We start from the raw sequence: 24,416 nt of genomic DNA on the forward strand, positions 1-24,416 counted from the left end.
CGGCCTGATGTTGATTGACGCGAGCGACTATTCTCCGGTCAGGCAGCCGCCACAGCGAGCGGCTGTCGCCGCAGGATCGGCGGTTGCCGGTGTGGTGCCGAAACAGCGGATCGCGGTGCTTTCGAGCTACAGCCGTTCGCTCACCAATTTTCGGCTGGAGCTGCTGCGGCGCCTGGTCGAGGCTGGCCATTCGGTTCTGGCCGTCGGGCCGGAAGAGGACGAGGACGTCGTTCGTCAGCTTGCCGAGATCGGTGTGGAGTTCGTCCGCTCGCCGATGGCACGCACGGGGCTCAATCCCCTGACGGATCTGACGACGCTCTGGTCCTATTGGCGGCTCTTTCGTTCACGGCAGATCGATGTCGTGATCCCCTATACGATGAAGCCGATCGTCTATGGCGGCATTGCCGCCCGCCTGGTCGGCGTCAAGCGACGGTATTTTCTCGTGACCGGCCTTGGCCATGTCTACTCGGATGCCGCAAGCAAGCGGTGGATCGGGCGCCGCATCAAGCAGCTGAGCGTGCTGCTCTATCGGCTGGCGCTCAAGGGGGCTGGCGGGGTCTTTGCCTATAACCGTGCGGATTCCGCCGACATCGAGAGCTGCAGGCTGATCTCCGATCAGCGCGAGCTGACGCTGGTCCCGGGCTCTGGCGTGGATCTCGACCACTATGCTTTTTCGAGCCCGCCCAGCGGGCGCCCGGTCTTTTTGCTCGTCGCGCGCCTGCTGAAGGACAAGGGGATCGGCGAATATGTCGAGGCCGCGCGCCTCGTCCGCCAACAATTTCCGGAGGCAGAATTTCGTCTTTTGGGGCAGTTCGATCCAAGTCCAGCCGCGATCTCGGCTGAGACCATCGACGGATGGGTCAAGGACGGCAGCCTGAACTATCTCGGCGAAACCACGGATGTGCGCCCGCATCTCACCGATTGCAGCGTCTTCGTCCTGCCGTCCTACTATCGCGAGGGCATACCGCGCAGCATTCTCGAGGCGATGTCGACGGGGCGCGCGGTGGTCACCACCGATCTGCCCGGCTGCGACGAGACGGTGGTCGACGGGCTCAATGGTTACCTGGTGGAGCCGCGCAACGCCAAGCAACTGGCCGAAGCCATGTGCCGCTTCCTGAGAGCGCCTTCGCTGATCGCGGACATGGGGCTCAGGTCACGTGAACTCGCCCAATCAAAGTTCGACGTGCATGCCGTGAACAAGCTGCTTCTTGAGCGCATGGCATTGATCTGACGGGCACATTTCACCCTTTTACAGAATAGTCGCGAATGTTCTCCAAGAAAAGAACAACCGCGACGATGCTTTTCTAGAAACCTTTCGGTTGCGCGTGTTTCTAGCGCTTCAATGAGAAACTCATAATTTTCGATGTATACATTACTAATAGTTGTTGAATTGACGGTTGCTATGCATAATCGCCTTCGAGGGATATTTGAGGCGATTGTCTTACGATGGCAGGCAGCGTCGTTCACATCATCAACGACCTTAACGGAAACGGCGGCGCCGAGCGCCTGGTCGTGGAGATGGCGCAGCGACAGACGCGGTTTTCGGCAACGGTAATCGTGTGGAAGGGAGCCAACAACGAGCTCCTGGAAGACACGGCCTTCGCTGCCGTGACGATCATCGCGGTCAAGCTGTCGAGCCCCCGTTCGATTGCCAAAGCATGGCGCGCGATGCGGGCGGCGGACGTCGTGCACGTCCACCTGTTTCCGTCCCTCTATTTTTGCGCGCTCCTGCCCTTTCGGAAAATCTACACCGAGCACAACACCTGGAACCGCCGAAGGGCGAGGCGGTGGCTGCGCGGTATCGAGCGCTGGGTCTATGGCCGTTACGACTGTGTTGCGGCGATCAGCACACCTGTCCGCGACCACTTGTCCGAATGGCTGGCGCCTATGGCCGCGAAAATCCACATCGTCGAAAACGGCGTCAGCCTGGACCGGTTTGCGTCGGCGCGCGACCGCAAGCCGAGACAGGATGGCCTCTTCTACATTGGCATGGTTGGAAGCTTCACCGAGAAGAAGGACCAGGAAACCATCGTGCGCGCCCTCCAGCGGCTTCCGGACAATGTCCATGCGGTCTTTGCCGGTGTGGGGGGTCGCCGCCCGATCGTCGAAGAACTCGCCGGCGCCCTGGGCGTGCGCGAGCGCGTCCACTTTTCCGGCTTGGTCCGGGATATCCCGGCGTTCCTCGGCCGCCTTGACCTCTATGTGCAATCGTCCCACTGGGAAGGCTTCGGCGTGGCGGTTGTCGAGGCGATGGCATCGGACCTGCCGGTCCTGGTCAGCGATGTCGGAGGGCTGGCCGTCGTCGTTGACAACGACGACTACCGCTTCCCGGCGAAAAACCACGGGCAGCTTGCCGACCGCATTCGAGAACTCGCCAGCGATGAGGAGAAATATCGCAATGCAACAGCCTATGCGCGCCGCCGTGCGCAGGGCTTTTCGATCGACCGGACCGTCTCGTGCTACGAGGATCTTTACGATCTGATCAAGCCCGGTCCGCCGACATTGACGACGGCCGGCGCAGATACCGGCGCCTCTCGGTTCCGCCGTTCCTCGCACCCGTCACAGGATCTGCCCTGAGTAGTCGCGGCGTTCTGTCGGGGGATGTGGAGAAAGCAGGAGGTGACACGATCGGGCCACCGGGATCGTGGCGTGACGCAGTGGCTCATTCGAAAGCAACTGCTGAAATGTAACTTGGAATCTCCGGGGGAGTTGGTATTATCCCTGCATTGTTTTCGAATATATTGAAATTAACTGTTGTCGTTTTCATGTTTTGGGAGCCGATGTCGGCCAGTTTATCCTCAGGATCGTTGTAGCGGGCGCTGAGCCCCTGTCTGGAAAGGCAGGCGGTAGAGTTCGGCCGCTGCCTGACGCCCCCAGGGTTCGAGAGCCGCAGGCAATTTTTACAGGTTTGTCCGACCATGGTGATGAGCGCCCGGCAATTTTATTCGGGAAACGATGGCTCGACGGACTGGGTCCGGGAGTCGGAGTTCTTCGCGAGACTGAAGATGCGAAACGGCACCTTCAAGCTCACGCAGCCCTCGCGTTTTCGTGAGCTGGAAACGGCATTCAGGCCCTTGCTTTCGCAGAGGGCAGGGCAGTTGCGGGAGGTGCTCGATGTCGGCGTTTCCACCGGCGTGACGACGGTCGAGCTTTTGCGATACCTGGAGGCCTGCGGGGCGAAACCGAAGATCACCGCCACCGATCTCTTCATCGACGCGCACATCGTCGACGTGGCGCCGGGGGTTCGCGTTCTTGCCGATCCGGAAGGCTGGCCGCTGCAATATGATGTCGCCGGTCTTGCGATCCGCCCCTGGATCCGACGGCTCGACTATGTGTCCCTTGCCTTCATCCCGCGCCATCTGGCGAAATCCATGCTGCAGCCGCGCCTTCGCGCGCTGATCCGCAGCGGCAGGAGCGAGCCGGTCCAGATGATCACGCGGTCGTTGTCGCGCGACGATTCCATCGCATTCGTCGAGGATGACATCATGCGGCGCTCGCCGGACTTCGCCGGCCGCTTCGATCTCGTCAGAGCCGCGAACATTCTCAACAGGAGTTACTTCTCCAACGCGCAGATCCGCTTGGCCGTGTCCAACATTCGATCCTATCTGAGCGGCGCCGGAAGCCTGCTGATCGTGACCCGGACGAACGAGAAGGGCGAAAACGGGGGAACGCTTTTCGAGGTCGGCGCCGACGGCCGGTTCACGGTCCTGATGCGCGTCGGCACCGGATCCGAGGTTGAAGACTTGATCCTCGGCTGTCCGGGGCCCTGACGCTCTCCTGCCGGTTTTATCGCGGGCAAGCCTTAGCCTTGTCTCTCATCAAGTCTCTGCGAAACGGTAAACCTGGCTGCGGGAGCCTTGACGGCGTTTGGGCGACAAGGAAGATTGCAACCCAGACGGAAGGTCCGGTCGCGGACGCACTGGCCGAGTGCCGGTCGCGCTCCACGGTCGGCTCGGCGGCTCAGGAATCCACTTACACTTAAGATCCAGGCGCCTCCGATCGCGATGAGGTGTCGCGAGGGAAAACGGCTTGAAAAGGATACTGGTTACCGGTGGAGCCGGCTTCATTGGCGCGCACCTCGCCCGTCGGCTCATTAAGGCTGGCTATGACGTGACCGTCCTTGATGATCTGAGTTCGGGAAAGCGAGAAAACATCCCGCAGGCTGCGACCTTCATCGAGGGGTCGGTGCTCGACCGCGACGCCGTACGCCGCGCGCTCGCCAATGTGGATGCCTGTATCCATTTGGCGGCGATCTCCTCGGTCGAGCGGTGCAAGCGGCAACTGACGTCATCGCACGCAATCAACATAACGGGGTTCCTCACGATCATCGAGGAACTTGCCCACTCCGGGGCTCATTTTCCGCTTGTCTACGCCTCATCGGCCGCGGTTTACGGGGCAAGCCAGGAACTACCGCTTTCGGAAGCCGGACGTTGCATTCCGTTGTCGCCTTATGGTGCGGACAAGCTTTCCTGCGAACTTCACGCGCGGTCTGCCTATGAGGTCTACGGCATAGCGAGCCTGGGTCTGCGTTTCTTCAACGTGTACGGGCCGGGGCAGGATCCATCGTCTCCCTATTCCGGCGTGATCGCGAAGTTCGCCGAACGGCTGGAGCGCGGTGAAAACATCACCATCCATGGGGATGGCCGTCAGACCCGTGATTTCGTCCATGTGGACGACGTTGTGGAGGCTTTGCTGCACGCGCTTGGGCGCTGGGACACGGGCGCGCGCATCGTCAATGTTTGCAGCGGTGTCGAGACATCGATCAGCGACCTTGCGCGGATCATGATCGAGGAAACCGGCAGCCGCTCGGATCTCACCTATATCGACGGCCTACTGGGCGAAGTCAGGCGATCACGCGGGTGTGTTGAAACGCTCTACGCAACACTCGGCTATCGCTGCGCAACCGACCTTCGAACCGGGCTCGCGCGACTGCTGCAGTGAACGCGATGGCGAGGCGGCCTGCGGGTAGCGACGTTTGCCGGCCGCCAAGAGGGTCGATGACGCCACAGGCAACCGATTGCCGTTGGGCCAGGGCGCATTCTCGTCCGCGAAGGCGTTCCGCTAAACTACCATTCTTGGGACGCCGACAACGGCCCAGGCGGGACTTGTCAACGGATCTGCACCGCGGGCCGGCCTCCCGCCAGTGCAACCAGCGGCTCCATGACATGCCGCGCGCTGAGCCGGCGAGGGGAGGAGGGAAGCGGCTCGGCCATGTCTTCGGGCGCTCCGCTAACACGCCGAGTGCAAGTTCGGGAAGCGGCTCCCGCTGGCTTCAGACGCCGGATTTGAGCTTGCCGCTGATGTAGCGGAACTCCTGCGTCTTGCCGCCATAACCATAAGCGGCAGCCGAAACCTCGTGGACCAGAACGTAGCTCTCGTGGTGCACCCGCCCGAGCAACTGTTCAAAGCGCCCGAAGATGGCCTCGAGATAGGCAGCCATTTCCTGCTTGGTGTTGGTGCCGTCGACGACCTTGATGTCCAGCCAGAAGCTGTTGATATCCTGTTCGGCAAGTGACTTTCCGCCGGCGAACCAGTGTTCCGGGTCCGCATAGGTGACGACGATTGCTGTGATCGTCGGATCCTTGCGCAGGTGGGCAGCCGTCAGTTCGCTGACCGAGGCGGCAATCCGCGACGAGAGTGCCGGGTCCGGCTTGCCGCTGACGGTGACGTTGATGATGGGCATTGGCTGGTTCCTTTCGGGTTTCCCATTTCTTGTGTGAGCAATCTGCCATGTCTCTGCATTCGAAAAAATCGAATTGTTTGGCATTATAAATTCGACTAAATTGAAGTAATGCAAAACTTCGATCCTGACCTGCTGCGCACCTTTCTTGCTTTCGCCGAGAGCGGGTCTCTCGCGAACGCGGCTGCGGCCGTGGGGCGGACACCTTCGGCGGTGACCGCCCAGATGCAGCGCCTTGAAACGATGATCGGCGAGCCGCTGCTCGCACCCTCAGGCAGAGGGAGGACTCTGACGCCGGCCGGAGAGGAATTGGTCGTTCATGCACGCCGCATTCTCGAGGTACACCGGGATGCATGGCTAAGCCTGAAGGGGGCCAGCACCGACGGCCGCCTGGCCCTCGGCTGCACCCAGGATTTCGCCGACAGCAACCTGCCGGATCTGCTACGTCGCTTCGGGCGCACCCATCCGCGTGTGCGGCTGGACTTGAGGGTCGGCCGATCCCGTGAACTGACGTCGGCCTACGATCAGGGGCTGATCGACGTGCTGATCGTCATGCGGGAAGGGCCGACACCCGACGAGATCGCCATTTTGCACGAACCGATGCTGTGGCTATCGGCATCGGATGCTCCATCCATGGCTGACAGCGAGTTGCCGATTGCCGTGCTGGATCCGCCCTGCGGCTTTCGCGCGGCTGCGACGGCGGCCCTCGACGAGGCGGGGCGCCACTATCGCATCGCGGCGACAAGCCCCAGCCTTTCTGGTCTGCGCGCGGCGGTGCGAAGCGGCATCGCCGTCACCGCGCGCACGCCGCGCTTCCTCGGAGAGGGCATAGCGCTCGCACCCCCGGCACTTTCGCTACCGGCATTGCCGAATGCGGAATTCAGCCTGCGGCTGAAAGCAAAGGCCGACAAGCCGGCGTCGAGCCTGGCGACATTGCTTGCCGAAGGCTTGGCGGTCGGTATCGAGCGGTGGTGAAGACAATCGCCCGGAAAGACTGCGGCGCGGCCGCGTCGATCTACGGGGCGCTCCAGATCCGAGCACGCAGCGACAAAGCGAGATCCGAAAGCCGCCGCTGCCCGGAAATTGTCGACGATGACGCTCACATCTGCGCGGTCATACCGCCGTCCACGGTCAAGGTGATGCCATTGACGAAGCTGGCGGCGGGCGAGGCGAGGAACACAGCCGCTGGCGCAATCTCCTCGGGTCGGCCCCAGCGTTTCAGGGGAATGCGGACATCGACGAAGGCCTGCAGCGCCGGGTCGGCGGCAAGTGCCGCATTGGTCTCGGTTGCAAACCAGCCGGGCGCGATCGCATTGACCGTGAGTATCGCCGATCCGAGCTCCACCGCCAGCGAACGGGTGAGGGCATCGAGACCACCCTTGGCCGCTGTATAGGCGGGGTCGCCAGGCCGCGCCACGGAGGCGGCGATCGAGGTGACGAAGATCAGCCGGGCGGACGAGGATCGGCGAAAATAGGGAAGTGCCGGCATAGGCGGCCGTCAGGTCCGTGTTGACGAGGGCGGCAAAGGCCGCAGGGTCCATGACGTCGGTCCCACGCCGATCGCGCTCGCCCACGGCATGAATGAGGACGTCGAGTTGGCCGGTCTTGGCCGCGGCCGCCGCGACGATCTCTTCCGCATCCGTTGAAACGTCGCCGGCGACAAGGTCGAGTGCGATGCCTTCGGCGGCGGCCTGGTGGCGCGCCATATCGAGGGTCGCTTCATTGCGGCCGTTGATCGCAACAACCGCGCCGGCCCGCGCGAGCGCCTTTGCCATTTCAAGGCCGAGACCGCGGCCGCCGCCCGTTACCAATGCCGTCATTCCGCTGAGGTCGAACATCTCGGTCTCCGATGCTTTCCGCCGATTCCGGAGTGAGGCTACACCAAATCCGGACAGGAGAGCTTTAGCGCCTGCCGTTGCCGCCGCCAATGGCGCAAGCCCGCCGGACCGCAGACCAATCTTGAGCGGTTACCGTAAAGCGCTTGCGCTGCACGGCCCGGCTGTCTAGTTCGGCAATTGCAATCGCGTCCGATCCGAGGGCGCAGGTAGAGAGAGGTAACAAGATGACAGTGTCCAACGCCGTGCGCCGGTCGGCTGAAGCCGGTCTGAAACGGGACGACCTGATCGTCTCCACTCTTTCTTCTGGCGGCAGGGATGGCATATCCCGCCGCAACAGGATTGCATTTTCATGTTTCTACTCGAACAAGCCGCCTATCCGGCTGCTCAATCCGTCCTAAAGGACCTTTCCTCCACCCACGTGGCCATCGCTGCCGTACTCGACGGCACCCTAGAGGGTGAAGTCTGGGTCGATCGCGCGGTAGAGCCGCGCGTTGCGTTGCTCGCCAATGGCGATGCCTACTATCTCGCGGGCCTGCCCGATGAGGCGGGCGAAAGCTTTGCCGAGCTGAAGGAACTGATCCCCGACTGGGCCTATTTCTTCGTCGAAGACCGCTGGTCCGATCGTCTGGGCGACATCTGGTCCAATGGCTTCGCCCGGCCGCATCCGCGCGTCAGGATGGGTTTGCCGGCAGTAAGTCATGGCCTCGCGGCGACGGCGTTGCCTGACGGCTTCCGCCTCGTGCCGATCGACCAGCGCCTGCTCGATCTGGAACCCGGCGATATCGAGACCGTGACCGATCTTATGGAAGGCTGGGCCTCCCCCGAAGTCTTCCTGGAAAACGCCATCGGCTTCTGCGTGCTTCACGACGGGTCCATCGTCAGCCATTGCGCAACCGACAGCGTCAGCGGCACCCGTTGCGAAGTGGGTGTCGGGACCGAGCCTGCCTATCGGCGCCTGGGGCTCGGCAAGGCGGCAGCGGCTGCGACGATTGCCGAGTGCGTCAAGCGAGGTCGGCCCGATATCGAATGGCACACGCACGCCTCCAACAAGGGGTCGATCGCGATTGCCAACGGCATCGGCCTCATCGAACGCGATCGGCATGTTGCCTATAGCGGAAACTTGCCGGCGGAGAACGTCGGCGATCTCGATCTCGATACTTGCCGGGAATGGGGGCTGCATCTGGAGCGTGCGAGCGATCACATCAACTGGTATCGCTTCCACGCGACCGGAGCCTGGACGCTTGCCGGCGACCGCACCCGGGCGCTTGCCAATCTCCGCCAGCTTGTCGATGGCGGTTGGGAAGGCGGGGCCGAGTGGCTCGAGGGCTACTGGGCCGTGCAATCGCTCGTCGACGATCCCGAATTCAAGGCGATCGTGGCGAAGCAGCGCGCGGTGAGCGAAGCCTAGCCATAAACAGGCCGGCCGCGCCCTTGGGGCGCGGCCGGTCTTTCGAAGCGGCCGTGTCGACCGGCCATCCATGCGTCACTTCATCGTATAGACGTCGATGGTGAAGTACTTGTCGTTGATCTTCTTGTAGGTCCCGTCGGCACGGATTTCGTCGAGGGCCTTGTTCAGCCGCTCGCGCAGGTCGTTGTCCTCCTGGCGCACGGCAATGCCGACGCCTTCGCCGACGAATTTCTTATCGGTGATCGGTTCGCCGATCAGTTCGCAGCATGCCTTTCCGTCGGCATTCTTCGTCACCCAGTCGAGCAGCGGCAGCATGTCGCCCACCTGCAGGTCGAGGCGGCCGTTGACCATGTCGAGGTTGGCCTCGTCCTGGGTCGGATAAAGCTTGATCTCCGCGTCGGGATAGGTGGCGGTGATGTATTCGGCCTGGGTCGTGCCTGACTGTGCGCCGATCACCTTGCCCTTGAGCGCCTCATTGGTGAACTCGGTAAAGCCTGCACCCTTCGGGGCCGCATGCGTCATGGCTGCGAGGTAGTAGGGATTGGTGAAGGCGACCTGCTTCTTGCGTTCCTCGGTGATAAACATCGAAGCGATGATCAGGTCGTATTTCTTGGCGACCAAACCGGGAATGATGCCGTCCCAGTCCTGCGCGACGACTTCGCATTCGACCTTCATGCGCTCGCAAAGTGCTAATCCGATGTCGACGTCGAAGCCGCCGATCTTGCCGGCGGGATCGATGAAGTTGAAGGGCGGATAGGCGCCCTCCGTGCCGATCTTGATCTTCTCGGCGGCCTGGGCCGTGACCACCGTTGTCGCCATGACGGCGAGCACTGCTGCTGCAATCCGCTTCTTCATTCGCGTTCCCCTTGTTGCGCATCATTCTTGATGCTTCCAGGGAAGACTAAGTCGCGCTTGTCTATAAGCGAAATAGATAGGCGCGATAATCGGTATTGTTTTGGTTGATCTGTCTGGCGGCCAGGTCCTACTTGTAGCGACCGTGGCGCTGCAGCACTTCGACCTTGTAACCGTCGGGATCGACCACGAAGAAGAACCGGGCAAGCAGCGCGCCGTCTCGGTTGAAGTCGACGATCTTTCCCGGGTTGAGGCCGGCTTCCGTGAGCCGCTGATGTTCGGCGTCGAGGTCGTCGACCGACAACGCCAGATGACCATAGCCATCACCGAGCGCATAGGGCTCGGTCCGGTCCTTGTTGACCGTCAGCTCCAGCTCGAATTCGCTTTCCCCGTTCCTGAGGTAGATCAGCACGAAGGTTTCGAACTCGAGGCGTTCAGCGATTTCGAGCCCGAAGGCCACACGATAGAAATCGATCGATCGTTTCTCGTCGAGAACACGGATCATCGAATGGATCGCTTTGGCCACGGGCATATCTCCTTCACGCTATGATCTCGGCGGCGTAGCAGAGTGTCGCCGATGAGGGAACCCCGCCGGGCGGGAGATCAGGTTTTTGTCTTTCGCTTCTTCAACTGCTGTTCGCGGAAGAAGATGAAGAGGCCCGAGGCGACGATTAGTGCCGCTCCGACGAGCACGGTCGGGCGCGGCGTGTCGCCGAAGAAGAACCAGCCGAAGACGACGGCCCAGAAGAGCAGCGTGTACTGCAGCGGGACGACGGTGGCGGCATCGGCGAGCTTGAGCGACCGATTGACGAGGATATGCGCGAGCATCGCGACGATGCCGAGCGCGCCGAGTTGCAACAGCGCTTCGCCATCGACCGGCGCCCAGCCGGAGGGATTGGCGGCAACGCCGACGAGCGAGAAGATGAGCGCGCCGACGATCTGCCAGAAGACCAGCGTCGTGTCAGGCGTGGAGCGGAGCGTGCGACCGAGCATGAGGGCAAAGGCGAAGGCGGTGCTGCCGGCAAGCGCAATCAAGGCAGGAAGGCCGAGGCTTTCCTTGGAGGGCTCGAGCGCGATCAAGACGCCGGCAAAGCCGATGAGGATCGCCGTCCAGCGCCGCCAGCCGACCTTCTCGCCAAGCAGGAACGGCGAGGCCGCCGCCACATAGATCGGCGCGGCCAGCCAGTAGGTCATGGTATCGGCGAGCGGCATGTAGGCGACCGCGAAATAAAAGGCCGAGGCGTCGATGGCAAAGAGCAGCGAGCGCAGGGCCTGGAGGCCGGGCCGCTCGACCTGGAACATCGAGCGCAGGCCGCGCCTGAGAATGAAGGGCGACAGGAACAGAAGTGCCGCAACGCTTCGGATCACCATCAGCTGGCTGACGGAGTAGGTCGCGACCAGCCATTTCCCCATGACGTCGTTCAGCGAAAACATCAGCATGCCGAGCAGCATGATGAGAACACCGGTGCGGGCGGCGTTCGGGGCGGTTATGGGGGCGGAGATCACGGTCATGTCAGGGCCTTCAATAAGTTGCGCACGCCATGCCACATTCAGCGCGGCCGATCCATTGCCGTCTGTATATGGAACCATAAGTTTTGCGAATGAATGGGCGGCGGTGCCCGGGGCGGCAGCCGAACCAAGACAGAGCTTGGCAACAACCGTTTGGCGATCCACCATCAAAGCGAGTGGCCGCCCCCTTGACGTTCCGCCTGACACTGCTAATTAGTCAAACGTTCCCGCCGTCCAGACATCGGATCGCGGGTCGAACACTGGTGCCGGGCCCCTCTGGCGAGAGTTTTTACGGCGCTCTCGTGATGTCGGTACCGCCAGCAAATTAGCCGGCGGATTAGCTCCCATGAAAACTGATCTCATGCCTCACGCATGTGCCCCTTCGGCCGTGCGAATTTCTGTTTTGAAACCTCATCTTTTCACCGAATCCGGCGTCGTCCGCGCGAAGGAGGCACGTCGATGAACCAGCCTCAATCGCATTCGAGCGCGCTCGGCTATTTCACCTGGGCCTTCATCGTCACGGCGGTCGGCCTTGTGCTCGGCGCCTGGCTCGGCTGGCAGTCGACCGGCACCATCGGTGGCATGGCCTCCGTCTTCTTCATCTGTACCGTGCTTGCGGTGCTCGAAATCTCCCTGTCCTTCGATAACGCCATCGTCAATGCCAACAAGCTCAAGGACATGACGCCCGAGTGGCAGCATCGCTTCCTGACCTGGGGCATTCTCATCGCCGTCTTCGGCATGCGTATCGTCTTCCCGCTCCTGATCGTCGTTATCGCAGCGAAGATCGGTCCGATCGAAGCGATCGTTCTGGCAGCAAGCAAGCCCGAAGAATACGCGCGCATCATGAACGACGCGCATCTGCCGATCGCGGCCTTCGGCGGCACCTTCCTGATGATGGTCGGTCTCAGCTACTTCTTCGACCATGAGAAGGACGTGCACTGGATCAAGTGGGTCGAAACCAAGATGGCGCGTTTTGCGACCATCAAGGGCGTCGAGATCGCGTTTGTCCTCGCGCTCATCCTCGGCTTCTCGACGCTGCTTGAGCCGGCAGACGTGCACACCTTCGTCTATTCGGCGATCTATGGCCTTCTGACCTTCCTCGTGGTTGAGGTGGTCGGTGGCCTGCTCGATGCGCAGCAGGAAACCATGAGCGCTGCAGCAAAGGGCGGCTTCGGTGCCTTCCTTTATCTCGAAGTTCTCGATGCCAGCTTCTCGTTCGACGGCGTTATCGGCGCCTTCGCACTGACGCAGAACCTCTTCATCATCGCGATCGGCCTAGGCATCGGCGCCATGTATGTGCGCTCGATGACGATCATGCTCGTCGAAAAGGGTACGCTCAGCGAATATCGCTATCTGGAACACGGCGCGTTCTACGCGATCCTGATCCTCTCGGTGGTCATGTACTTCCAGACGCTGGTCCACATTCCGGAGGTCATCACCGGCCTCGGCGGTGCTGCGCTCATCGGCATCTCGCTCTGGTCGTCGATCCGCTACAACAAGCGGGAACGACAGGAAGAGCTTGCTGGCGCACACCAGGAAGAGCGGGCTCGCGCAGAAGCCTAAGCGGCGGACGCTCTTTCAAATCGGAAACGGCCCGGCGGAAACGCCGGGCCGTTTTTCTTTCGGCTCGGTTCGACCGTGCCGCGTTGTCAAATCATGCAGCACACCGGATAAGGAACGAATGCTGGCTGACGATCTGAAGAATGTGCTTGAGGAGCTATACAGGGCAGGTGCCCATCGCGTGCCGGCCGAAGACATCGATTGGCCGCAGGACTTGCATGCGGCGGTCTTCCGTGCGCTCAACATGCAGTACATGATCCGTCGGCAGGACGATGCCGGTCGCGTCGAGTTCTCGCTGACGCGGGCCGGCTACGCAGCAATTGATGCCGAAGTGCCGTGGTCCCAGATCCTTCGGACCCGATTGCGGGATTTCCTGCCGTTCGCAAAATCTCGCTGATACCTTCAAATGCAAAGCGGCCCGGTGGTCTCTCGACCCCGAGCCGTTTTTTGATCCCTGGGAGGATAAGGCGCCCCTCGGGGCGCTGGAATTTGTTAGCCGCGGCGCGTGTCCGGGAAGTTCGCGGGATCAATGCCCAGCGTGCGCAGGTCGCTTGCCTTCGGGCGGCGGTGACCTTCGACAGCGGCGGCTGCAGCGCTAGCAGCGCCGAGAACTGCGAATGCACGACCGATGAAACCCTTATGATAAGTTGTGGTAGCCATCTTCTTGCTCGCTTTCGTTTTCTCTTTGATGAGCAAAAGATAGGGTTTGGTCGGTCTTTTTGCAATGCACAATGAAGCACGCCAGCCATGCAGTGGAAGCAGGCTGGTTGAACTTGCGACGGGTAGGCGTCGGACCGCCCGCCCTCTTGACTCGGGCCAGTGAAGTGGCGGGGCGTGATGGCTTAAGTTGCCGGCTGCCGGAAAACACAACGGCCCGGTGGTCTGTCGACCCCGAGCCGTTTTTGATCCTTGGGAGGATAAGGCGCCCCTCAGGGCGCTGGAATTTGTTAGCCGCGGCGCGTGTCCGGGAAATTAGCCGGATCAATGCCCAGCGTGCGCAGGTCGCTTGCCTTCGGGCGGCGGTGACCTTCGACAGCGGCGGCGGCAGCGCTAGCAGCGCCGAGAACTGCGAATGCACGACCGATGAAACCCTTGTGATAAGTTGTGGCAGCCATCTTCTTGCTCGCTTTCGTTTTCTCTTTGATGAGCAAAAGATGGGGTCTGGCCAGTCGTATTGCAATGCACAATCGGACAGGCCAGCCATGCAAAGGAAGCAGGCCCGGTCGGTTTTCAAACCGGCCGGACCTGCGGATAGGCCTTGGGAGGAGGCGCTATGTCGATCGGGTCCGAAAGGGGTTCCGGACCCGATTGTTATTGGGGCTTAGTCTTCGTTGGCGGCGAGCTGCGAAAGGACTTCGCCGCGGCCACGGGCCCGAAGGATGAGCGGTACGATTAGCGCTGCAGCTGCGATGATCAGGAGGCCTGCGGCAATCGGCGAGGTGAACAGGACCGAGTAGTCCCCCTGGCTGATCGCGAGCGCGCGGCGTAGCTGCTGTTCCGCGAGCGGGCCCAGGATCAGGCCGACGACAACAGGCGCGATCGGATATCCGAAGATGCGCATGGCGTAGCCGAGCAGGCCGAAGGCGAGCAGCATGCCGAGTTCGTAGACCGACGGGTTGGCGCCGATGGTGCCGAGCGTGGCAAACAGCAGGATGCCGGCATAGAGCCAGGGCTTCGGAACCGTCAGCAGCTTCACCCAAAGACCGATGAGCGGCAGGTTCAGGACCAGCAGCATGAAGTTGGCGATCAGAAGGCTGGCGATCAGGCCCCAGACGAGCTGCGGATTGGTCGCAAACAGCAGCGGTCCGGGCTGGAGGCCATATTGCTGGAAGCCGGCAAGCATGATGGCCGCAGTTGCCGTGGTCGGAAGGCCGAGCGTCAGCAGCGGAACGAGCGTACCGGCGGCCGACGCGTTGTTGGCCGCTTCCGGACCGGCGACGCCTTCGATCGCGCCATTGCCGAATTCTTCGGGATGCTTCGTCAGCCGCTTTTCGGTGGCGTAGGACAGGAAGGTGCCGATCTCGGCGCCACCAGCCGGCATGGCGCCGATCGGGAAGCCTATAAGCGTACCGCGCAGCCACGCCTTCCAGGAACGTGCCCAGTCGGACGCATTCATCCACACCGAGCCACGGACGGCCTCGACCTTGTCGGGCCCCTTGTCGCCCTGTGCAGCGATGTAGAGCGTCTCGCCGATCGCGAACATGGCAACGGCGAGGGTCGTGACCTCGATGCCGTCAAGCAGTTCGGGAACGCCGAAGGAAAGGCGTGCCTGCCCGGTCAGCTGGTCGATGCCGATGACGGAAAGTGCCAGACCGACAAACAGTGACGTCAGTCCGCGAAGGGTGCTGTCGCCGAAGGCGGAGGAAACGGTGACAAAGGCGAGAACCATCAGCGCGAAATATTCGCGCGGACCGAAAACCAGGGCCAGCTTGACGATGTAAGGCGCGATGAAGGCAAGAGCGAGCGTGGCGATCAGGCCGGCGACGAAGGAGCCGATCGCGGCCGTTGCCAGCGCTGGCCCGCCGCGTCCTGCTCTCGCCATCTTGTTGCCTTCGAGCGCAGTCACGATCGAGGCGCTTTCGCCAGGCGTGTTCAATAGGATCGACGTGGTCGAGCCGCCATACATGCCGCCGTAGTAAATGCCGGCAAACATGATGAGCGAGCCGCCGGGATCGAGACGGTAGGTGACCGGCAGCAGGAGCGCAACCGTCAGGGCCGGGCCGATGCCGGGCAGGACGCCAACCGCCGTGCCGAGCGTCACGCCGATCAGCGCGTAGAGCAGGTTCATCGGCTGCGCAGCAACCAGCAATCCCTGCATCAGGAATTCAAAAGTAGCCATGGTCGTCGGCCCTCTTAGAAGAACAGGCGTTCAAGCGGCCCCGCGGGCAGCGACAGAAGCAGGAGCTTGGCGAAGATTACCCACACCACAAAGCAGATCGCAATGCCGACGGGGAGCGAGAACCAGAGCTTGCGCTTACCGAAACCGCGTGCGGTCAACGCAAACAGAATGCCGGTGGCGATCGAGAAGCCTGCAATGTTCAACAGCAGCATCTGGGCGGCAAGACCACCGACGATCCAGATAACCGGAGCGACTTCCTGGTGATCACGCTCTGGAAAATCGCCGCGAAACGCTTCGATCGCGGTCCAGATCGCAAGGCCGAAAAGACAGCAGGCGATCGCATAGGGAACCGTGGTTGGTCCGACCTGGGAGTAGCCGGCCGCGCCGGTCAGGCGGGACACATCCCAGAAAATGAGTCCAGCGATAGCGGCGAGAACCACCGCGATGAAGAGCGCCGCCCGATCCGGGCGACGCGTTGCAGTTGAAGGGTGATGCCCCTTGGTCATTTCACCAGTCCAATGTCCTTGAGAACGCCTTCGGTCGCCGCAACGTCCTTGTCGAGCTGGGCGTTGAAGGCGTCACCGGCGAGATAGCTGTCCTGCCAACCCTTGGTCTTCAGGACTTCCTGCCAACCGGCGGACTTTGCAAGCTTCTCAATGTCGGCCGAAACGGCGGCCTTCTGCTCGTCCGAGAGGCCAGGAGCGGCTGCGACCATGCGCCAGTTCTCGACGACGACGTCAACGCCCGATTCCTTCAGCGTCGGAGCATCAACGCCGGCAATGCGCTCGGCGCTGGAGACGGCGAGCAGGCGGAGCGTGCCGGCCTTGACCTGCGACTCGAACTCGCCATAGCCCGAGATGCCTGCGGTAACCTGGCTGCCGAGGATAGCGGCAAGCGCTTCACCGCCGCCGGAATAGGCGATGTAGTTGATCTTGGTCGGGTCGACGCCGGCCGCTTTGGCGATCAGGCCAACAGCGATGTGGTCGGTACCGCCGGCCGAGCCGCCAGCCCAGGACACAGCACCCGGATCCTTCTTCAGAGCTTCGACGAGGTCGCCCATGGTCTTGATATCGGACGAGGCCGGAACGACGACAGCTTCGTATTCGCCGGTGAGGCGCGCGATCGGCGTAACGTCCTTAAGGGTGACCGGGGACTTGTTGGTGAGGATTGCACCGACCATGACGTAGCCGCCGACGATCAGGGCGTTCGGGTTGCCCTTCTGCTGGCTTGCGAACTGGGCGAGACCGATCGTGCCGCCGGCGCCCGGTACGTTCTGAACCTGAACGTTGCCGGAGATGCCTTCCTGTTGCATGACCGTCTGCAGCGAACGGGCCGTCTGGTCCCAGCCCCCGCCTGGGTTTGCCGGGGCGATGATCGTGTAGTCGGCGGCAACTGCCGGGAGCGACATGGCACCGGCGAGAATCGTTGCGATGAAAATATGTTTCAAGGTCAGTCCTCCGTGAGGCGCGTTTTCACCGCGCACGTTGTTGCTGTGTGCGAACGGGAAGACGGCGACGGGCTCTTTCGACCCTTATCGCTTGACCGGATTGGTGGCTTCCTCCCAGTACGCAACCGGCGGCCCGCCTCCACGGGTGCCAGTGACCTTAAGGCACCATAGAAAGCTGACATTTAGCTGACATCAAGCCCCGAATGCGAAAATCCTGCCGCACCGTTTACGGAATCTTAGGTTCTCGCATGCGCTGACAGGCGATGTTGCCGGTCCCCGGCGTTCAAATTGAGCAAATTCCCGACCGGATTTCTTGAACGGAACTACGAATCGTTGCTCGGATATTGCCGCCAGCCGGGCCGAGCCTAGGTATGAGGAAGCAACGCCGACAAGGCGAAGACAGGGTTGCGCCGAGCCCGCCTCGAGGCGAGCTCCGGCAGATGGGAGAGTAAAATTCGATGGCGAAAGCGACGACCAAAGCGAAAAACAACGATGCGGCGGAAGACGCCGCTTCCCCCTCCGCGCAGATCGATGCGAGGATCGCGGAACTTGTCGACTGGCGCGGAGCGACGCTCGCGCAGATACGAAAGCTGATCAAGGAAGCCGATCCTGACGTCGTCGAAGAATGGAAATGGCGGGGTGTCCCGGTCTGGGAACATGGCGGCATCATCTGTACCGGCGAGACCTACAAGGCTGTGGTGAAGATGACCTTTGCCAAGGGGGCGGCGCTCGATGATCCGGCCGGTCTTTTCAACGCCAGCCTCGAAGGCAATGTCCGGCGCGCCATCGATATCCACGAGGGCGAGGCGATCGACGAGGAGGCGTTAAAGGCGTTGGTGCTTGCTGCCGTCGAACTGAACCTTTCCGCGCAGGCCCTACGTTCCGGGCGTTCGCGGACGAAGGCTTAAGGCTGAAGCTTGCGGGGTTTGCGATCTGTCCGGGAGCGCCGCGCTTCCGGTCCATCGCCGTCAATGGAGCCTTAAAACTTCGTTCCATTTCGCAATCAGCCGTGAGCGCTTCACCTGGTCGAGATAGACCATCAGGCCTGGGCTCACCGGCACGGGGCGCAACTGGCCGCCAAGCATCTCCTGCATGGTGTTGGCGGTATTTTCGCCCGCCACCTCGGGGCTGACGGCCGGGATCTGCAGTTCCCGTGCCATGATCGTCTGACCTTCCTTGGACATGAAGAATTCAAGGTAGCGCCGGCCGAGGTCGGGGGAGGCAGCGGCCTGCGGGACGAGGCCGATGCGCGACATCACCACGGTATAATCCTTCGGCAGAACGATGCCGACATCCGGATGCCGAGCGGCCCAGTCCGCCGCATAGGATCCGAGGATGTTGTAGCCGAGCACGAAGCGGCCATCGGCGACACGCTCGAGGATTGCTTCGCTCGTCGAGTAGAGCTTGACTCCTGCCGCCCCCATGGCCTGGATGACATCCCAGATATCGCCGAACTGTTCCTGGTCGCGTGACATGAAGAGGAAGCCGACGCCGGAACGCTCGATGTCATAGGTTCCGATCCTGCCGAAGACGGCCGCGCCCTGGCGCTTCAGGTAATCAACGAATTCCGCGCGCGTCGACGGCGGCTTCTCCTTGGTGAAACTCGGCTTGTGATAGACGAAGACGGCAGGCTCAAAGGTCAGCGCATAAGCCGTGTTGCGCCAGTTGGCCCAGGCCGGCCAGCGGTCGCTCATCGGCAGGTCGCTGCGCTGGGCGTAACCGTCGTTGCTGAGCTTGACTTGCAGGTCCATGGCGGAAGAAAAGGCGAAGTCCGCCGTCTTCACTCCGGCGTCGGTCTCCTTGATGATGCGGTCGTAGATTTCTCCGGTCAGCATGTCCTCATAGCGCACGGCAACATCCGGATTGGCCCGCTGGAAACCGATGATCATCGGCTTTGCGAGCGGCTCGTCGAGTGATGAATAGACGACCAGCGTGCGCACGTCCGCTTTGCCGGAAAGAGCTGGAAATATGATGGGGGCCGCAAGGAGCAGCTGGGGACAAAGGGCGAAAAAAAGAAAAGAAATCAAGAACCGCATGAATCCACAATGCCTCAGTGTCGCACCGTTCACAAGCAAGGCGTCGGCGGATAAGGTGGTCGGGGGAGTGATGATAATTGCGTATCTTGCTTGTTGAGGACAACCAGGACCTGGCCGAGGGCCTGTCGGCGATCTTGCGCGGCAGTGGCTATGCCGTTGACGTTGTCAGTGACGGTGCGTCGGCGCATGCGGTGGCCGCCACCGAAACGTTCGATCTCGTCATTCTCGATCTTAATCTGCCGGAAATGGATGGCCTCGATGTGCTGAGGGCGATGCGTGCTCGCCAGAACCGCGCCGCGGTCTTGATCCTGACGGCAAGGGGCGCGCCCGAAGAGCGGATCAAGGGGCTCGACCTCGGCGCCGACGACTACATGATCAAGCCTTTCGACGTCGGCGAGCTCGAAGCGCGCGTGCGCGTGCTCTTGCGTCGTCAGGCGGGCCTCAGGGCCTCGACCGTCAGCTACGGCAATGTGTCGCTCGATCTCAACACCCGCAGCTTCTCGTCCGGCGGCGCGCCGATCGAGATCCCGGCGCGCGAGCTCGGACTTCTCGAGCTTCTGTTCATGCGTGCCGGCAAGGTGGTCGCCAAGGATGCGATCATGCAGTCGTTGACCGGCTTCGACGACGACTTGAGCTCCAACGCGATCGAGCAATATGTCAGCCGGCTGCGCAAGCGGCTCGCGCCGCATGGGCTGACCGTGCGCACCGCCCGCGGCATCGGCTACTATCTCGATAAGGCGGCCGGGCCGGAATGAGGACGACGGTCTATTCCCTCCGCCGGCGCCTGCTTGGCTGGCTGTTGATCTCGACGGTGGTGATCGGGGTCATCGCGCTGACGGATACCTATCGGGAGGCCGTGACGACCGCCAACGTCGTTTCCGATCGGGTGCTTGCCGGCTCGGCGCTGGCAATCGCCGAGCGCGTGGTCGTGGCGGAAGACGGATCGCTCGAAGTCGACATCCCCTATGTCGCGCTGGAAATGCTGACGTCGGCCGCGCAGGACCGGGTGTTCTACCGGGTCGACGGGCCGCCCGGCCAGTTCATCACCGGCTACCAGACGTTGCCCTCACTGGCGGAGGAGCCCGGCGCATCGACCACCTTTGCGGATTCGATCTTCCGCGGCGAACCGATCCGCATTGCCGCCCTTCGCCGCTCCGCGTCAACCGGCATCAATTCCGTGCCCTTCGTGGTCACGGTTGCCGAAACGACGATCGCGCGCCGACATCTGGCGCAGACGATCCTGGTGCGCTCGGCGCTCCGCCTCGGCATGATGATTGCCGGTGCGGCGGTGATCGTCTGGATCGCGGTTACCTTTTCCTTGCGCCCGCTCTACAGGCTGGGTGACGCGATCTCGGAGCGCAGTCCGGATGATCTGCATCCGATCGGCGAGCGTGTTCCGAACGAAGTCCAGGGTCTCGTCGATACGGTCAATTCCTTCATGGGGCGCTTGCAGTCGGCGCTCGATGCGCTTCGCAATTTCACCGGCAATGCCAGCCACCAGCTGCGCACGCCGCTCGCCATTATGCGCACGCAGCTCGCCCTGGCGCAACGCGCCGGCTCGATCGAGGAGACGCGAAGTGCTGTGAAAAAGGCCGACGAGGCGGTCGCCAATGCCGAGCGCATTCTGGGGCAGTTGCTGCTGTTGGCGAAGATCGACGCTGCCGGCAAGGACGAAACCGGTTCGCTCGAGCGCATCGATTTGGTCGAACTGGTGCGGGAGATAACGGCAGAGCATGTGCCGGCGGCTGGAGACGCGGATATCGATCTCGGCTTTGACGGTGAGGGTGAGGCTTTCATCCGCGCCGAGCCGTTGCTCATCGGTGAACTCCTCAAGAACCTGATCGGCAACGCGCTGCTTTATGCCGGCCGCGGTGCGGAAGTGACGAGCCGTGTCTTTGCGCGGGAGGTTTCGGTGTCGCTGGAGGTGGAGGATAACGGACCCGGCATTCGGCCGGAATTGCACGAGACGGTGCTCAGGCGTTTCGAGCGTGGCGGCAGTGACGCGCCCGGCTCAGGGCTCGGACTGCCGATCGTCGAAGAAATTGCCGAGCTTTATGGCGCGACGACCAGCCTCAGCGAGGGGGCTGACGGCCGCGGCCTCAAGGTGACCATCCGCTTTCCAGCGGGCTAAGCACGAATAGGCTCAACCCGGCGCCGCCAAATGCGGGCCGGTTAAGCGAAAGCCATCTGCGAGCGGTCAGCCGACACGTTCACAGGGCTGGGGCAATTCAGGTTTTTTGGGGTCTTGCTTAGCGGCCGCGGTGGCCGAAGAAGGAAGCTGTCTCGCGGGTCTGTACCCGCAGCATCGCGTTCCAAAGCTGAAGAACGAAACGCGGCTGAAACTGGCTCGCAAGCTTGCGCTGCGACAACATGGGAAGTCTCCAATAGTTTTGAACGCCTCTCTTATAGTGCATCGCCAAGGATCTTGCCAGAGCGCGTGCGCCGGGGCAGCCCTGCGCGCCAAGCATATGTGGAAAACGGCCTGAGCCTGGCGATATAGCCTTCTCAACAAAATAAAATGCCGGGATGACTTTCGTCATCCCGGCCAGTTGGCTTCACTGGGAGGAGAGTATTGCTTTTAGGACTCAGGCCTTCTTGCGGTTCTTCTGTCGATAGACGTCGATCACGACAGCCGCGACGATGATCAGGCCCTTGACGATTTCCTGGTAGTAGGCGTCGACCCGAAGGAAGGTGAAGCCTGAGGTCATGACGCCAAGGATGATGGTGCCGATGACTGTGCCAGTGACCCGGCCGACGCCACCCGTCAGCGAGGTTCCGCCGATAACGGTCGCGGCGATCGCGTCCAGTTCGTACATAACGCCCATGCCGGCCTGTGCGGTCTGGGCACGGGCGGCAGTGACGACACCAGCCAGCCCCGCCAGCATGCCGGCAATGGCATAAACCTTGATCAAATGCGCCTCGACATTGATGCCGGAGACACGGGCTGCCTGGACATTGGCGCCGATCGCATAGGTGAACTTGCCGTAGCGGGTGTAGCGCAGCGCGATGTGGAAGATGAGCGCGACGACCAGGAAGACGATGACGGGCCAGATGCCGGTTCCGATGAAGTTGAACTGATCGGTGAGACCTGAGACCGGCTGGCCCTTGGTGTACCACTTGGAAATGCCGCGTGCCGAAACCATCATGCCGAGCGTGGCGATGAAGGGTGGGATCTTCGTACGGGCAATCAGCTGGCCGTTGATAAAGCCGGCGAGTAGCCCGATGCCGATGCCAAGCCCGATCGGGACGATCGCCGGCATATCGGTCAAGGACGGATAGAGCGCGCGCGGCCAGGTGGAGGCCTGGGCGACGCTTGCCGAAATCATCGCCGTCATGCCGACGACGGAACCGGAGGAAAGATCGATGCCGCCCGTTATGATGACCTGGGTGACGCCGACGGCGATGATGCCAATCACCGAAACCTGCAGGATCATGATCGTCAGGCGCTGCGGGTTCATGAGGAAGCTCTGGCCGACGAAAATCCAGCCGAGGATCTCATAGACCAGCGCGATGCCGATCAAGACCAGGAAGATGTTGAATTCAGGCGGCAAGCGGCGCCTTGTCCCTGAGAGCGGTGCGCTCGCGCCCTGTGCGGCGACATTGGTATCCATTTTCATTCCTCCCTTTCGTCGGGTGGCTCTTCGCTCAGCTCGCGGCGAGCTCCATGACCTTGATCTGGGTTGCTTCCGCCCTGTCGAGGAAGCCGGTGACGCGGCCCTCGTGCATGACCATGATGCGGTCGCTCATACCGAGCACCTCGGGCATCTCCGAAGAGATCATGATGACGGCGACGCCGTTGCGCGCGAGTTCGGTGACGAGACGGTGAATTTCCGCCTTGGCGCCGACATCGATGCCGCGTGTCGGCTCGTCGAGGATCAGGATGCGCGGATTGGTGAGCAGCCAGCGGCCGATCAGCACCTTCTGCTGGTTGCCGCCCGACAGGTTCTCGATGCGCTCCTGCAGGTTCGGCGTCTTGACCCGCAGCTTTCGGCTCATCTCTTCGCAGGCCGCGGTGACCTGTTTTTCGGTGACGAAGCCGCCCTTGACGAAGCGGTCCTGAAGCACGGCGATCTGCATGTTTTCGAGAATATCGAGGATCAGGAGACAGCCGGTGTCCTTGCGATCTTCGGTGAGAAACGCCATGCGGTTCCTGATCGCCTTGTTCGGGCTGTCGATCGAAAGGGGCTTGCCGTCGATCGAAATCGTGCCGGAGCTTGCCGGCGTTACGCCGAACAGGGTTTCGGCGACGTTCGAGCGCCCGGAGCCGACGAGGCCGGCAATGCCGAGGATTTCGCCGGCGCGCACGTCGAAGGAGACGTCGCGGAAGACGCCGTCAAGCGCCAGGTTCTTGACCGACAGGACAACGTCGCCGATCGGCACTTCCTCCTTCGGAAACATCTGGGTGATCTCGCGACCAACCATCATGCGGATGATGTCGTCGCGGGTAACGTCGCTTGAGGCGTGGGTGCCGATAAACTTGCCGTCGCGGAAAACCGAGAACTCGTCGGCGATCTCGAACAGCTCGTTCATCTTGTGGGTGATGTAGACGATACCGATGCCCTGTTCGCGCAGGTCGCGAATGATTTCGAAGAGGTGCGCGACTTCGCGCTCGGTCAGGGCAGACGTCGGCTCGTCCATGATCAGGACGTCGGATTCGTAAGAGACCGCCTTGGCGATCTCGACCATCTGGCGGTTGGCCACCGACAGGTGACGCACTTCGATTTCAGGATCGATCTTGATTTTCAGGCGATCAAAGAGGCGGGCGGTGATGCGCTTCATCTCGCCGTGATCGACGAAGCCAAAGCGGTTCTTCGGTTCCCGCCGGATCCAGATGTTTTCCGCGACCGTCATGAACGGCATCAGGTTCAGCTCCTGATGGATCATGGCGATGCCGTTTTCGAGGGCGTCGAGTGGCGACTTCAGCCGGATTTCGGCACCTTTAAGCTTCACGTCACCTTTGTCGGGCGTGTAGATGCCGGCGAGGATCTTCATAAGCGTCGACTTGCCGGCGCCGTTTTCGCCCATCAGTGCGTGGACAGTACCGCGCTTCAGCTTGAACTCGACGTCGTCGAGTGCGACGACACCCGGGAATTCCTTGCGGATGCCTTCTGCAGAAAGAAGATATTCGGCCTTCGGTACGGCGCCGCTGGCGCGCACGGCTGCCATCGTTGTCGGACTGAGCGTCATGTTCCTTGCCTCCCCGTCGTTTCCGGCTGTCGCGGAAAGTCCTCATCGCTGGCGGGTAAC

At 61.9% G+C, this 24,416-nt stretch carries 24 protein-coding genes and 1 pseudogene; 12 read left to right on the forward strand and 13 right to left on the reverse strand.

All coding sequences use genetic code 11. The features are described from left to right. Positions 1 to 7: 7 nt before the first annotated feature. The 4 genes from IB267_RS31875 (at position 8) to IB267_RS31890 (ending at position 4,941) form a co-directional block, all read left to right on the forward strand. On the forward strand, positions 8 to 1,231 hold the full coding sequence (locus IB267_RS31875; protein ID WP_192451396.1) for a glycosyltransferase family 4 protein: 1,224 nt from the start codon (positions 8 to 10) through the stop codon (positions 1,229 to 1,231). Between the two features lie 215 nt (positions 1,232 to 1,446). Next, positions 1,447 to 2,577, forward strand: a complete 1,131-nt coding sequence (locus IB267_RS31880; RefSeq protein ID WP_192451397.1) for a glycosyltransferase — start codon at positions 1,447 to 1,449, stop codon at positions 2,575 to 2,577. Positions 2,578 to 2,918: 341 nt separating this feature from the next. Next, on the forward strand, positions 2,919 to 3,770 hold the full coding sequence (locus IB267_RS31885; protein ID WP_192451398.1) for an ATP-binding protein: 852 nt from the start codon (positions 2,919 to 2,921) through the stop codon (positions 3,768 to 3,770). A gap of 259 nt (positions 3,771 to 4,029) precedes the next feature. Further along, positions 4,030 to 4,941 carry an NAD-dependent epimerase/dehydratase family protein gene (locus IB267_RS31890; protein WP_192451399.1) on the forward strand — a complete coding sequence of 304 codons (912 nt, stop codon included), beginning with the start codon at positions 4,030 to 4,032 and terminating at the stop codon, positions 4,939 to 4,941. 331 nt (positions 4,942 to 5,272) lie between these two features. On the opposite strand, the gene IB267_RS31895 is transcribed toward IB267_RS31890, so the two are convergent. Next, the gene (locus IB267_RS31895) at positions 5,273 to 5,683 is read right to left on the reverse strand and encodes a 4-oxalocrotonate tautomerase family protein (protein WP_192451400.1); all 411 of its coding nucleotides are present in this window, start codon (positions 5,681 to 5,683) and stop codon (positions 5,273 to 5,275) included. A 108-nt stretch (positions 5,684 to 5,791) separates the two neighbouring features. Here IB267_RS31895 and IB267_RS31900 point away from each other — a divergent pair, with 108 nt between their 5' ends. Continuing rightward, entirely contained in the window at positions 5,792 to 6,655 is an 864-nt protein-coding gene (locus tag IB267_RS31900) for a LysR substrate-binding domain-containing protein (protein WP_192451402.1), read from the forward strand. 124 nt (positions 6,656 to 6,779) lie between these two features. On the opposite strand, the pseudogene IB267_RS31905 reads toward IB267_RS31900, so the two are convergent. Beyond that, positions 6,780 to 7,455: pseudogene (locus IB267_RS31905) on the reverse strand (SDR family oxidoreductase). On the opposite strand from IB267_RS31905, the gene IB267_RS34055 reads away from it, so the two are divergent. Next, on the forward strand, positions 7,375 to 7,554 hold the full coding sequence (locus tag IB267_RS34055; RefSeq protein WP_371742687.1) for a hypothetical protein: 180 nt from the start codon (positions 7,375 to 7,377) through the stop codon (positions 7,552 to 7,554). The pseudogene IB267_RS31905 and the gene IB267_RS34055 sit on opposite strands and share 81 nt — an antisense overlap. Positions 7,555 to 7,867: 313 nt before the next feature. Then, positions 7,868 to 8,926 (forward strand): GNAT family N-acetyltransferase, encoded by a 1,059-nt coding sequence (locus tag IB267_RS31910; RefSeq protein WP_192451403.1) that lies wholly within the window; start codon positions 7,868 to 7,870, stop codon positions 8,924 to 8,926. Positions 8,927 to 9,001: 75 nt separating this feature from the next. Here the strand turns inward: IB267_RS31910 and IB267_RS31915 are convergent, their stop codons facing one another. The 3 genes from IB267_RS31915 to IB267_RS31925 form a co-directional block, all read right to left on the reverse strand. After that, a complete protein-coding gene (locus tag IB267_RS31915; protein WP_192451404.1) occupies positions 9,002 to 9,781 on the reverse strand; it encodes an ABC transporter substrate-binding protein in 780 nt (259 codons plus the stop codon). 127 nt (positions 9,782 to 9,908) lie between these two features. After that, positions 9,909 to 10,304, reverse strand: coding sequence for a VOC family protein (locus IB267_RS31920; protein ID WP_192451405.1), 396 nt, complete (start codon positions 10,302 to 10,304; stop codon positions 9,909 to 9,911). A gap of 77 nt (positions 10,305 to 10,381) precedes the next feature. Next, positions 10,382 to 11,290, reverse strand: coding sequence for a DMT family transporter (locus IB267_RS31925; RefSeq protein ID WP_192451407.1), 909 nt, complete (start codon positions 11,288 to 11,290; stop codon positions 10,382 to 10,384). A 456-nt stretch (positions 11,291 to 11,746) separates the two neighbouring features. Here IB267_RS31925 and IB267_RS31930 point away from each other — a divergent pair, with 456 nt between their 5' ends. Continuing rightward, complete coding sequence (locus IB267_RS31930; protein ID WP_060521017.1) at positions 11,747 to 12,850, forward strand: DUF475 domain-containing protein; 1,104 nt, start codon at positions 11,747 to 11,749, stop codon at positions 12,848 to 12,850. Continuing rightward, on the forward strand, positions 12,807 to 13,244 hold the full coding sequence (locus IB267_RS31935) for a hypothetical protein (RefSeq protein WP_192451409.1): 438 nt from the start codon (positions 12,807 to 12,809) through the stop codon (positions 13,242 to 13,244). The genes IB267_RS31930 and IB267_RS31935 overlap by 44 nt, the downstream gene beginning before the upstream one ends. Positions 13,245 to 13,794: 550 nt before the next feature. Here the strand turns inward: IB267_RS31935 and IB267_RS31940 are convergent. The 4 genes from IB267_RS31940 to IB267_RS31955 all read right to left on the reverse strand — a co-directional run bounded on the left by IB267_RS31940 (position 13,795) and on the right by IB267_RS31955 (position 17,133). Continuing rightward, positions 13,795 to 13,962, reverse strand: coding sequence for a hypothetical protein (locus IB267_RS31940; RefSeq protein WP_192451411.1), 168 nt, complete (start codon positions 13,960 to 13,962; stop codon positions 13,795 to 13,797). A gap of 206 nt (positions 13,963 to 14,168) precedes the next feature. Continuing rightward, positions 14,169 to 15,686, reverse strand: coding sequence for a tripartite tricarboxylate transporter permease (locus IB267_RS31945; protein WP_110819767.1), 1,518 nt, complete (start codon positions 15,684 to 15,686; stop codon positions 14,169 to 14,171). A gap of 14 nt (positions 15,687 to 15,700) precedes the next feature. After that, on the reverse strand, positions 15,701 to 16,192 hold the full coding sequence (locus tag IB267_RS31950) for a tripartite tricarboxylate transporter TctB family protein (RefSeq protein ID WP_192451412.1): 492 nt from the start codon (positions 16,190 to 16,192) through the stop codon (positions 15,701 to 15,703). Continuing rightward, positions 16,189 to 17,133 (reverse strand): tripartite tricarboxylate transporter substrate binding protein, encoded by a 945-nt coding sequence (locus IB267_RS31955; RefSeq protein ID WP_192451413.1) that lies wholly within the window; start codon positions 17,131 to 17,133, stop codon positions 16,189 to 16,191. The genes IB267_RS31950 and IB267_RS31955 overlap by 4 nt, the downstream gene beginning before the upstream one ends. A gap of 458 nt (positions 17,134 to 17,591) precedes the next feature. Here IB267_RS31955 and IB267_RS31960 point away from each other — a divergent pair, with 458 nt between their 5' ends. Continuing rightward, positions 17,592 to 18,041, forward strand: coding sequence for a DUF1801 domain-containing protein (locus IB267_RS31960; protein WP_192451414.1), 450 nt, complete (start codon positions 17,592 to 17,594; stop codon positions 18,039 to 18,041). A gap of 60 nt (positions 18,042 to 18,101) precedes the next feature. Here the strand turns inward: IB267_RS31960 and IB267_RS31965 are convergent, their stop codons facing one another. Then, positions 18,102 to 19,169: an ABC transporter substrate-binding protein gene (locus IB267_RS31965; protein WP_192451415.1), complete on the reverse strand. Its 1,068-nt coding sequence runs from the start codon at positions 19,167 to 19,169 to the stop codon at positions 18,102 to 18,104. Between the two features lie 77 nt (positions 19,170 to 19,246). Here IB267_RS31965 and IB267_RS31970 point away from each other — a divergent pair, with 77 nt between their 5' ends. Together IB267_RS31970 and IB267_RS31975 are read left to right on the forward strand one after the other, a co-directional pair. Next, on the forward strand, positions 19,247 to 19,924 hold the full coding sequence (locus IB267_RS31970; RefSeq protein WP_034800583.1) for a response regulator transcription factor: 678 nt from the start codon (positions 19,247 to 19,249) through the stop codon (positions 19,922 to 19,924). Continuing rightward, on the forward strand, positions 19,921 to 21,300 hold the full coding sequence (locus IB267_RS31975) for a sensor histidine kinase (RefSeq protein ID WP_192451416.1): 1,380 nt from the start codon (positions 19,921 to 19,923) through the stop codon (positions 21,298 to 21,300). Before IB267_RS31970 ends, IB267_RS31975 begins: the two co-directional genes overlap by 4 nt. Positions 21,301 to 21,418: 118 nt before the next feature. On the opposite strand, the gene IB267_RS33810 is transcribed toward IB267_RS31975, so the two are convergent. The 3 genes from IB267_RS33810 to IB267_RS31985 form a co-directional block, all read right to left on the reverse strand. Beyond that, on the reverse strand, positions 21,419 to 21,541 hold the full coding sequence (locus tag IB267_RS33810; RefSeq protein WP_255381084.1) for a hypothetical protein: 123 nt from the start codon (positions 21,539 to 21,541) through the stop codon (positions 21,419 to 21,421). 213 nt (positions 21,542 to 21,754) lie between these two features. Continuing rightward, positions 21,755 to 22,780 carry an ABC transporter permease gene (locus IB267_RS31980; RefSeq protein ID WP_034800589.1) on the reverse strand — a complete coding sequence of 342 codons (1,026 nt, stop codon included), beginning with the start codon at positions 22,778 to 22,780 and terminating at the stop codon, positions 21,755 to 21,757. Positions 22,781 to 22,814: 34 nt separating this feature from the next. Continuing rightward, positions 22,815 to 24,356 (reverse strand): sugar ABC transporter ATP-binding protein, encoded by a 1,542-nt coding sequence (locus IB267_RS31985; protein ID WP_192451417.1) that lies wholly within the window; start codon positions 24,354 to 24,356, stop codon positions 22,815 to 22,817. Positions 24,357 to 24,416 lie beyond the last annotated feature (60 nt).

Origin of the sequence: Ensifer sp. ENS09 (genome assembly GCF_014852425.1) — a bacterium.
Taxonomy (GTDB): domain Bacteria; phylum Pseudomonadota; class Alphaproteobacteria; order Rhizobiales; family Rhizobiaceae; genus Ensifer.

Coding starts and splice junctions, on each gene's coding strand:
- IB267_RS31940 (WP_192451411.1), bottom strand. CDS start 13,962: ATGGCTGCCACAACTTATCACAAGGGTTTCATCGGTCGTGCATTCGCA.
- IB267_RS33810 (WP_255381084.1), bottom strand. CDS start 21,541: ATGTTGTCGCAGCGCAAGCTTGCGAGCCAGTTTCAGCCGCGTTTCGTT.
- IB267_RS31930 (WP_060521017.1), top strand. CDS start 11,747: ATGAACCAGCCTCAATCGCATTCGAGCGCGCTCGGCTATTTCACCTGG.
- IB267_RS31985 (WP_192451417.1), bottom strand. CDS start 24,356: ATGACGCTCAGTCCGACAACGATGGCAGCCGTGCGCGCCAGCGGCGCC.
- IB267_RS31915 (WP_192451404.1), bottom strand. CDS start 9,781: ATGAAGAAGCGGATTGCAGCAGCAGTGCTCGCCGTCATGGCGACAACG.
- IB267_RS31925 (WP_192451407.1), bottom strand. CDS start 11,290: ATGACCGTGATCTCCGCCCCCATAACCGCCCCGAACGCCGCCCGCACC.
- IB267_RS31965 (WP_192451415.1), bottom strand. CDS start 19,169: ATGCGGTTCTTGATTTCTTTTCTTTTTTTCGCCCTTTGTCCCCAGCTG.
- IB267_RS31910 (WP_192451403.1), top strand. CDS start 7,868: ATGTTTCTACTCGAACAAGCCGCCTATCCGGCTGCTCAATCCGTCCTA.
- IB267_RS31980 (WP_034800589.1), bottom strand. CDS start 22,780: ATGGATACCAATGTCGCCGCACAGGGCGCGAGCGCACCGCTCTCAGGG.
- IB267_RS31945 (WP_110819767.1), bottom strand. CDS start 15,686: ATGGCTACTTTTGAATTCCTGATGCAGGGATTGCTGGTTGCTGCGCAG.
- IB267_RS31875 (WP_192451396.1), top strand. CDS start 8: ATGTTGATTGACGCGAGCGACTATTCTCCGGTCAGGCAGCCGCCACAG.
- IB267_RS31895 (WP_192451400.1), bottom strand. CDS start 5,683: ATGCCCATCATCAACGTCACCGTCAGCGGCAAGCCGGACCCGGCACTC.
- IB267_RS31900 (WP_192451402.1), top strand. CDS start 5,792: ATGCAAAACTTCGATCCTGACCTGCTGCGCACCTTTCTTGCTTTCGCC.
- IB267_RS31950 (WP_192451412.1), bottom strand. CDS start 16,192: ATGACCAAGGGGCATCACCCTTCAACTGCAACGCGTCGCCCGGATCGG.
- IB267_RS31880 (WP_192451397.1), top strand. CDS start 1,447: ATGGCAGGCAGCGTCGTTCACATCATCAACGACCTTAACGGAAACGGC.
- IB267_RS31975 (WP_192451416.1), top strand. CDS start 19,921: ATGAGGACGACGGTCTATTCCCTCCGCCGGCGCCTGCTTGGCTGGCTG.
- IB267_RS31960 (WP_192451414.1), top strand. CDS start 17,592: ATGGCGAAAGCGACGACCAAAGCGAAAAACAACGATGCGGCGGAAGAC.
- IB267_RS31885 (WP_192451398.1), top strand. CDS start 2,919: ATGGTGATGAGCGCCCGGCAATTTTATTCGGGAAACGATGGCTCGACG.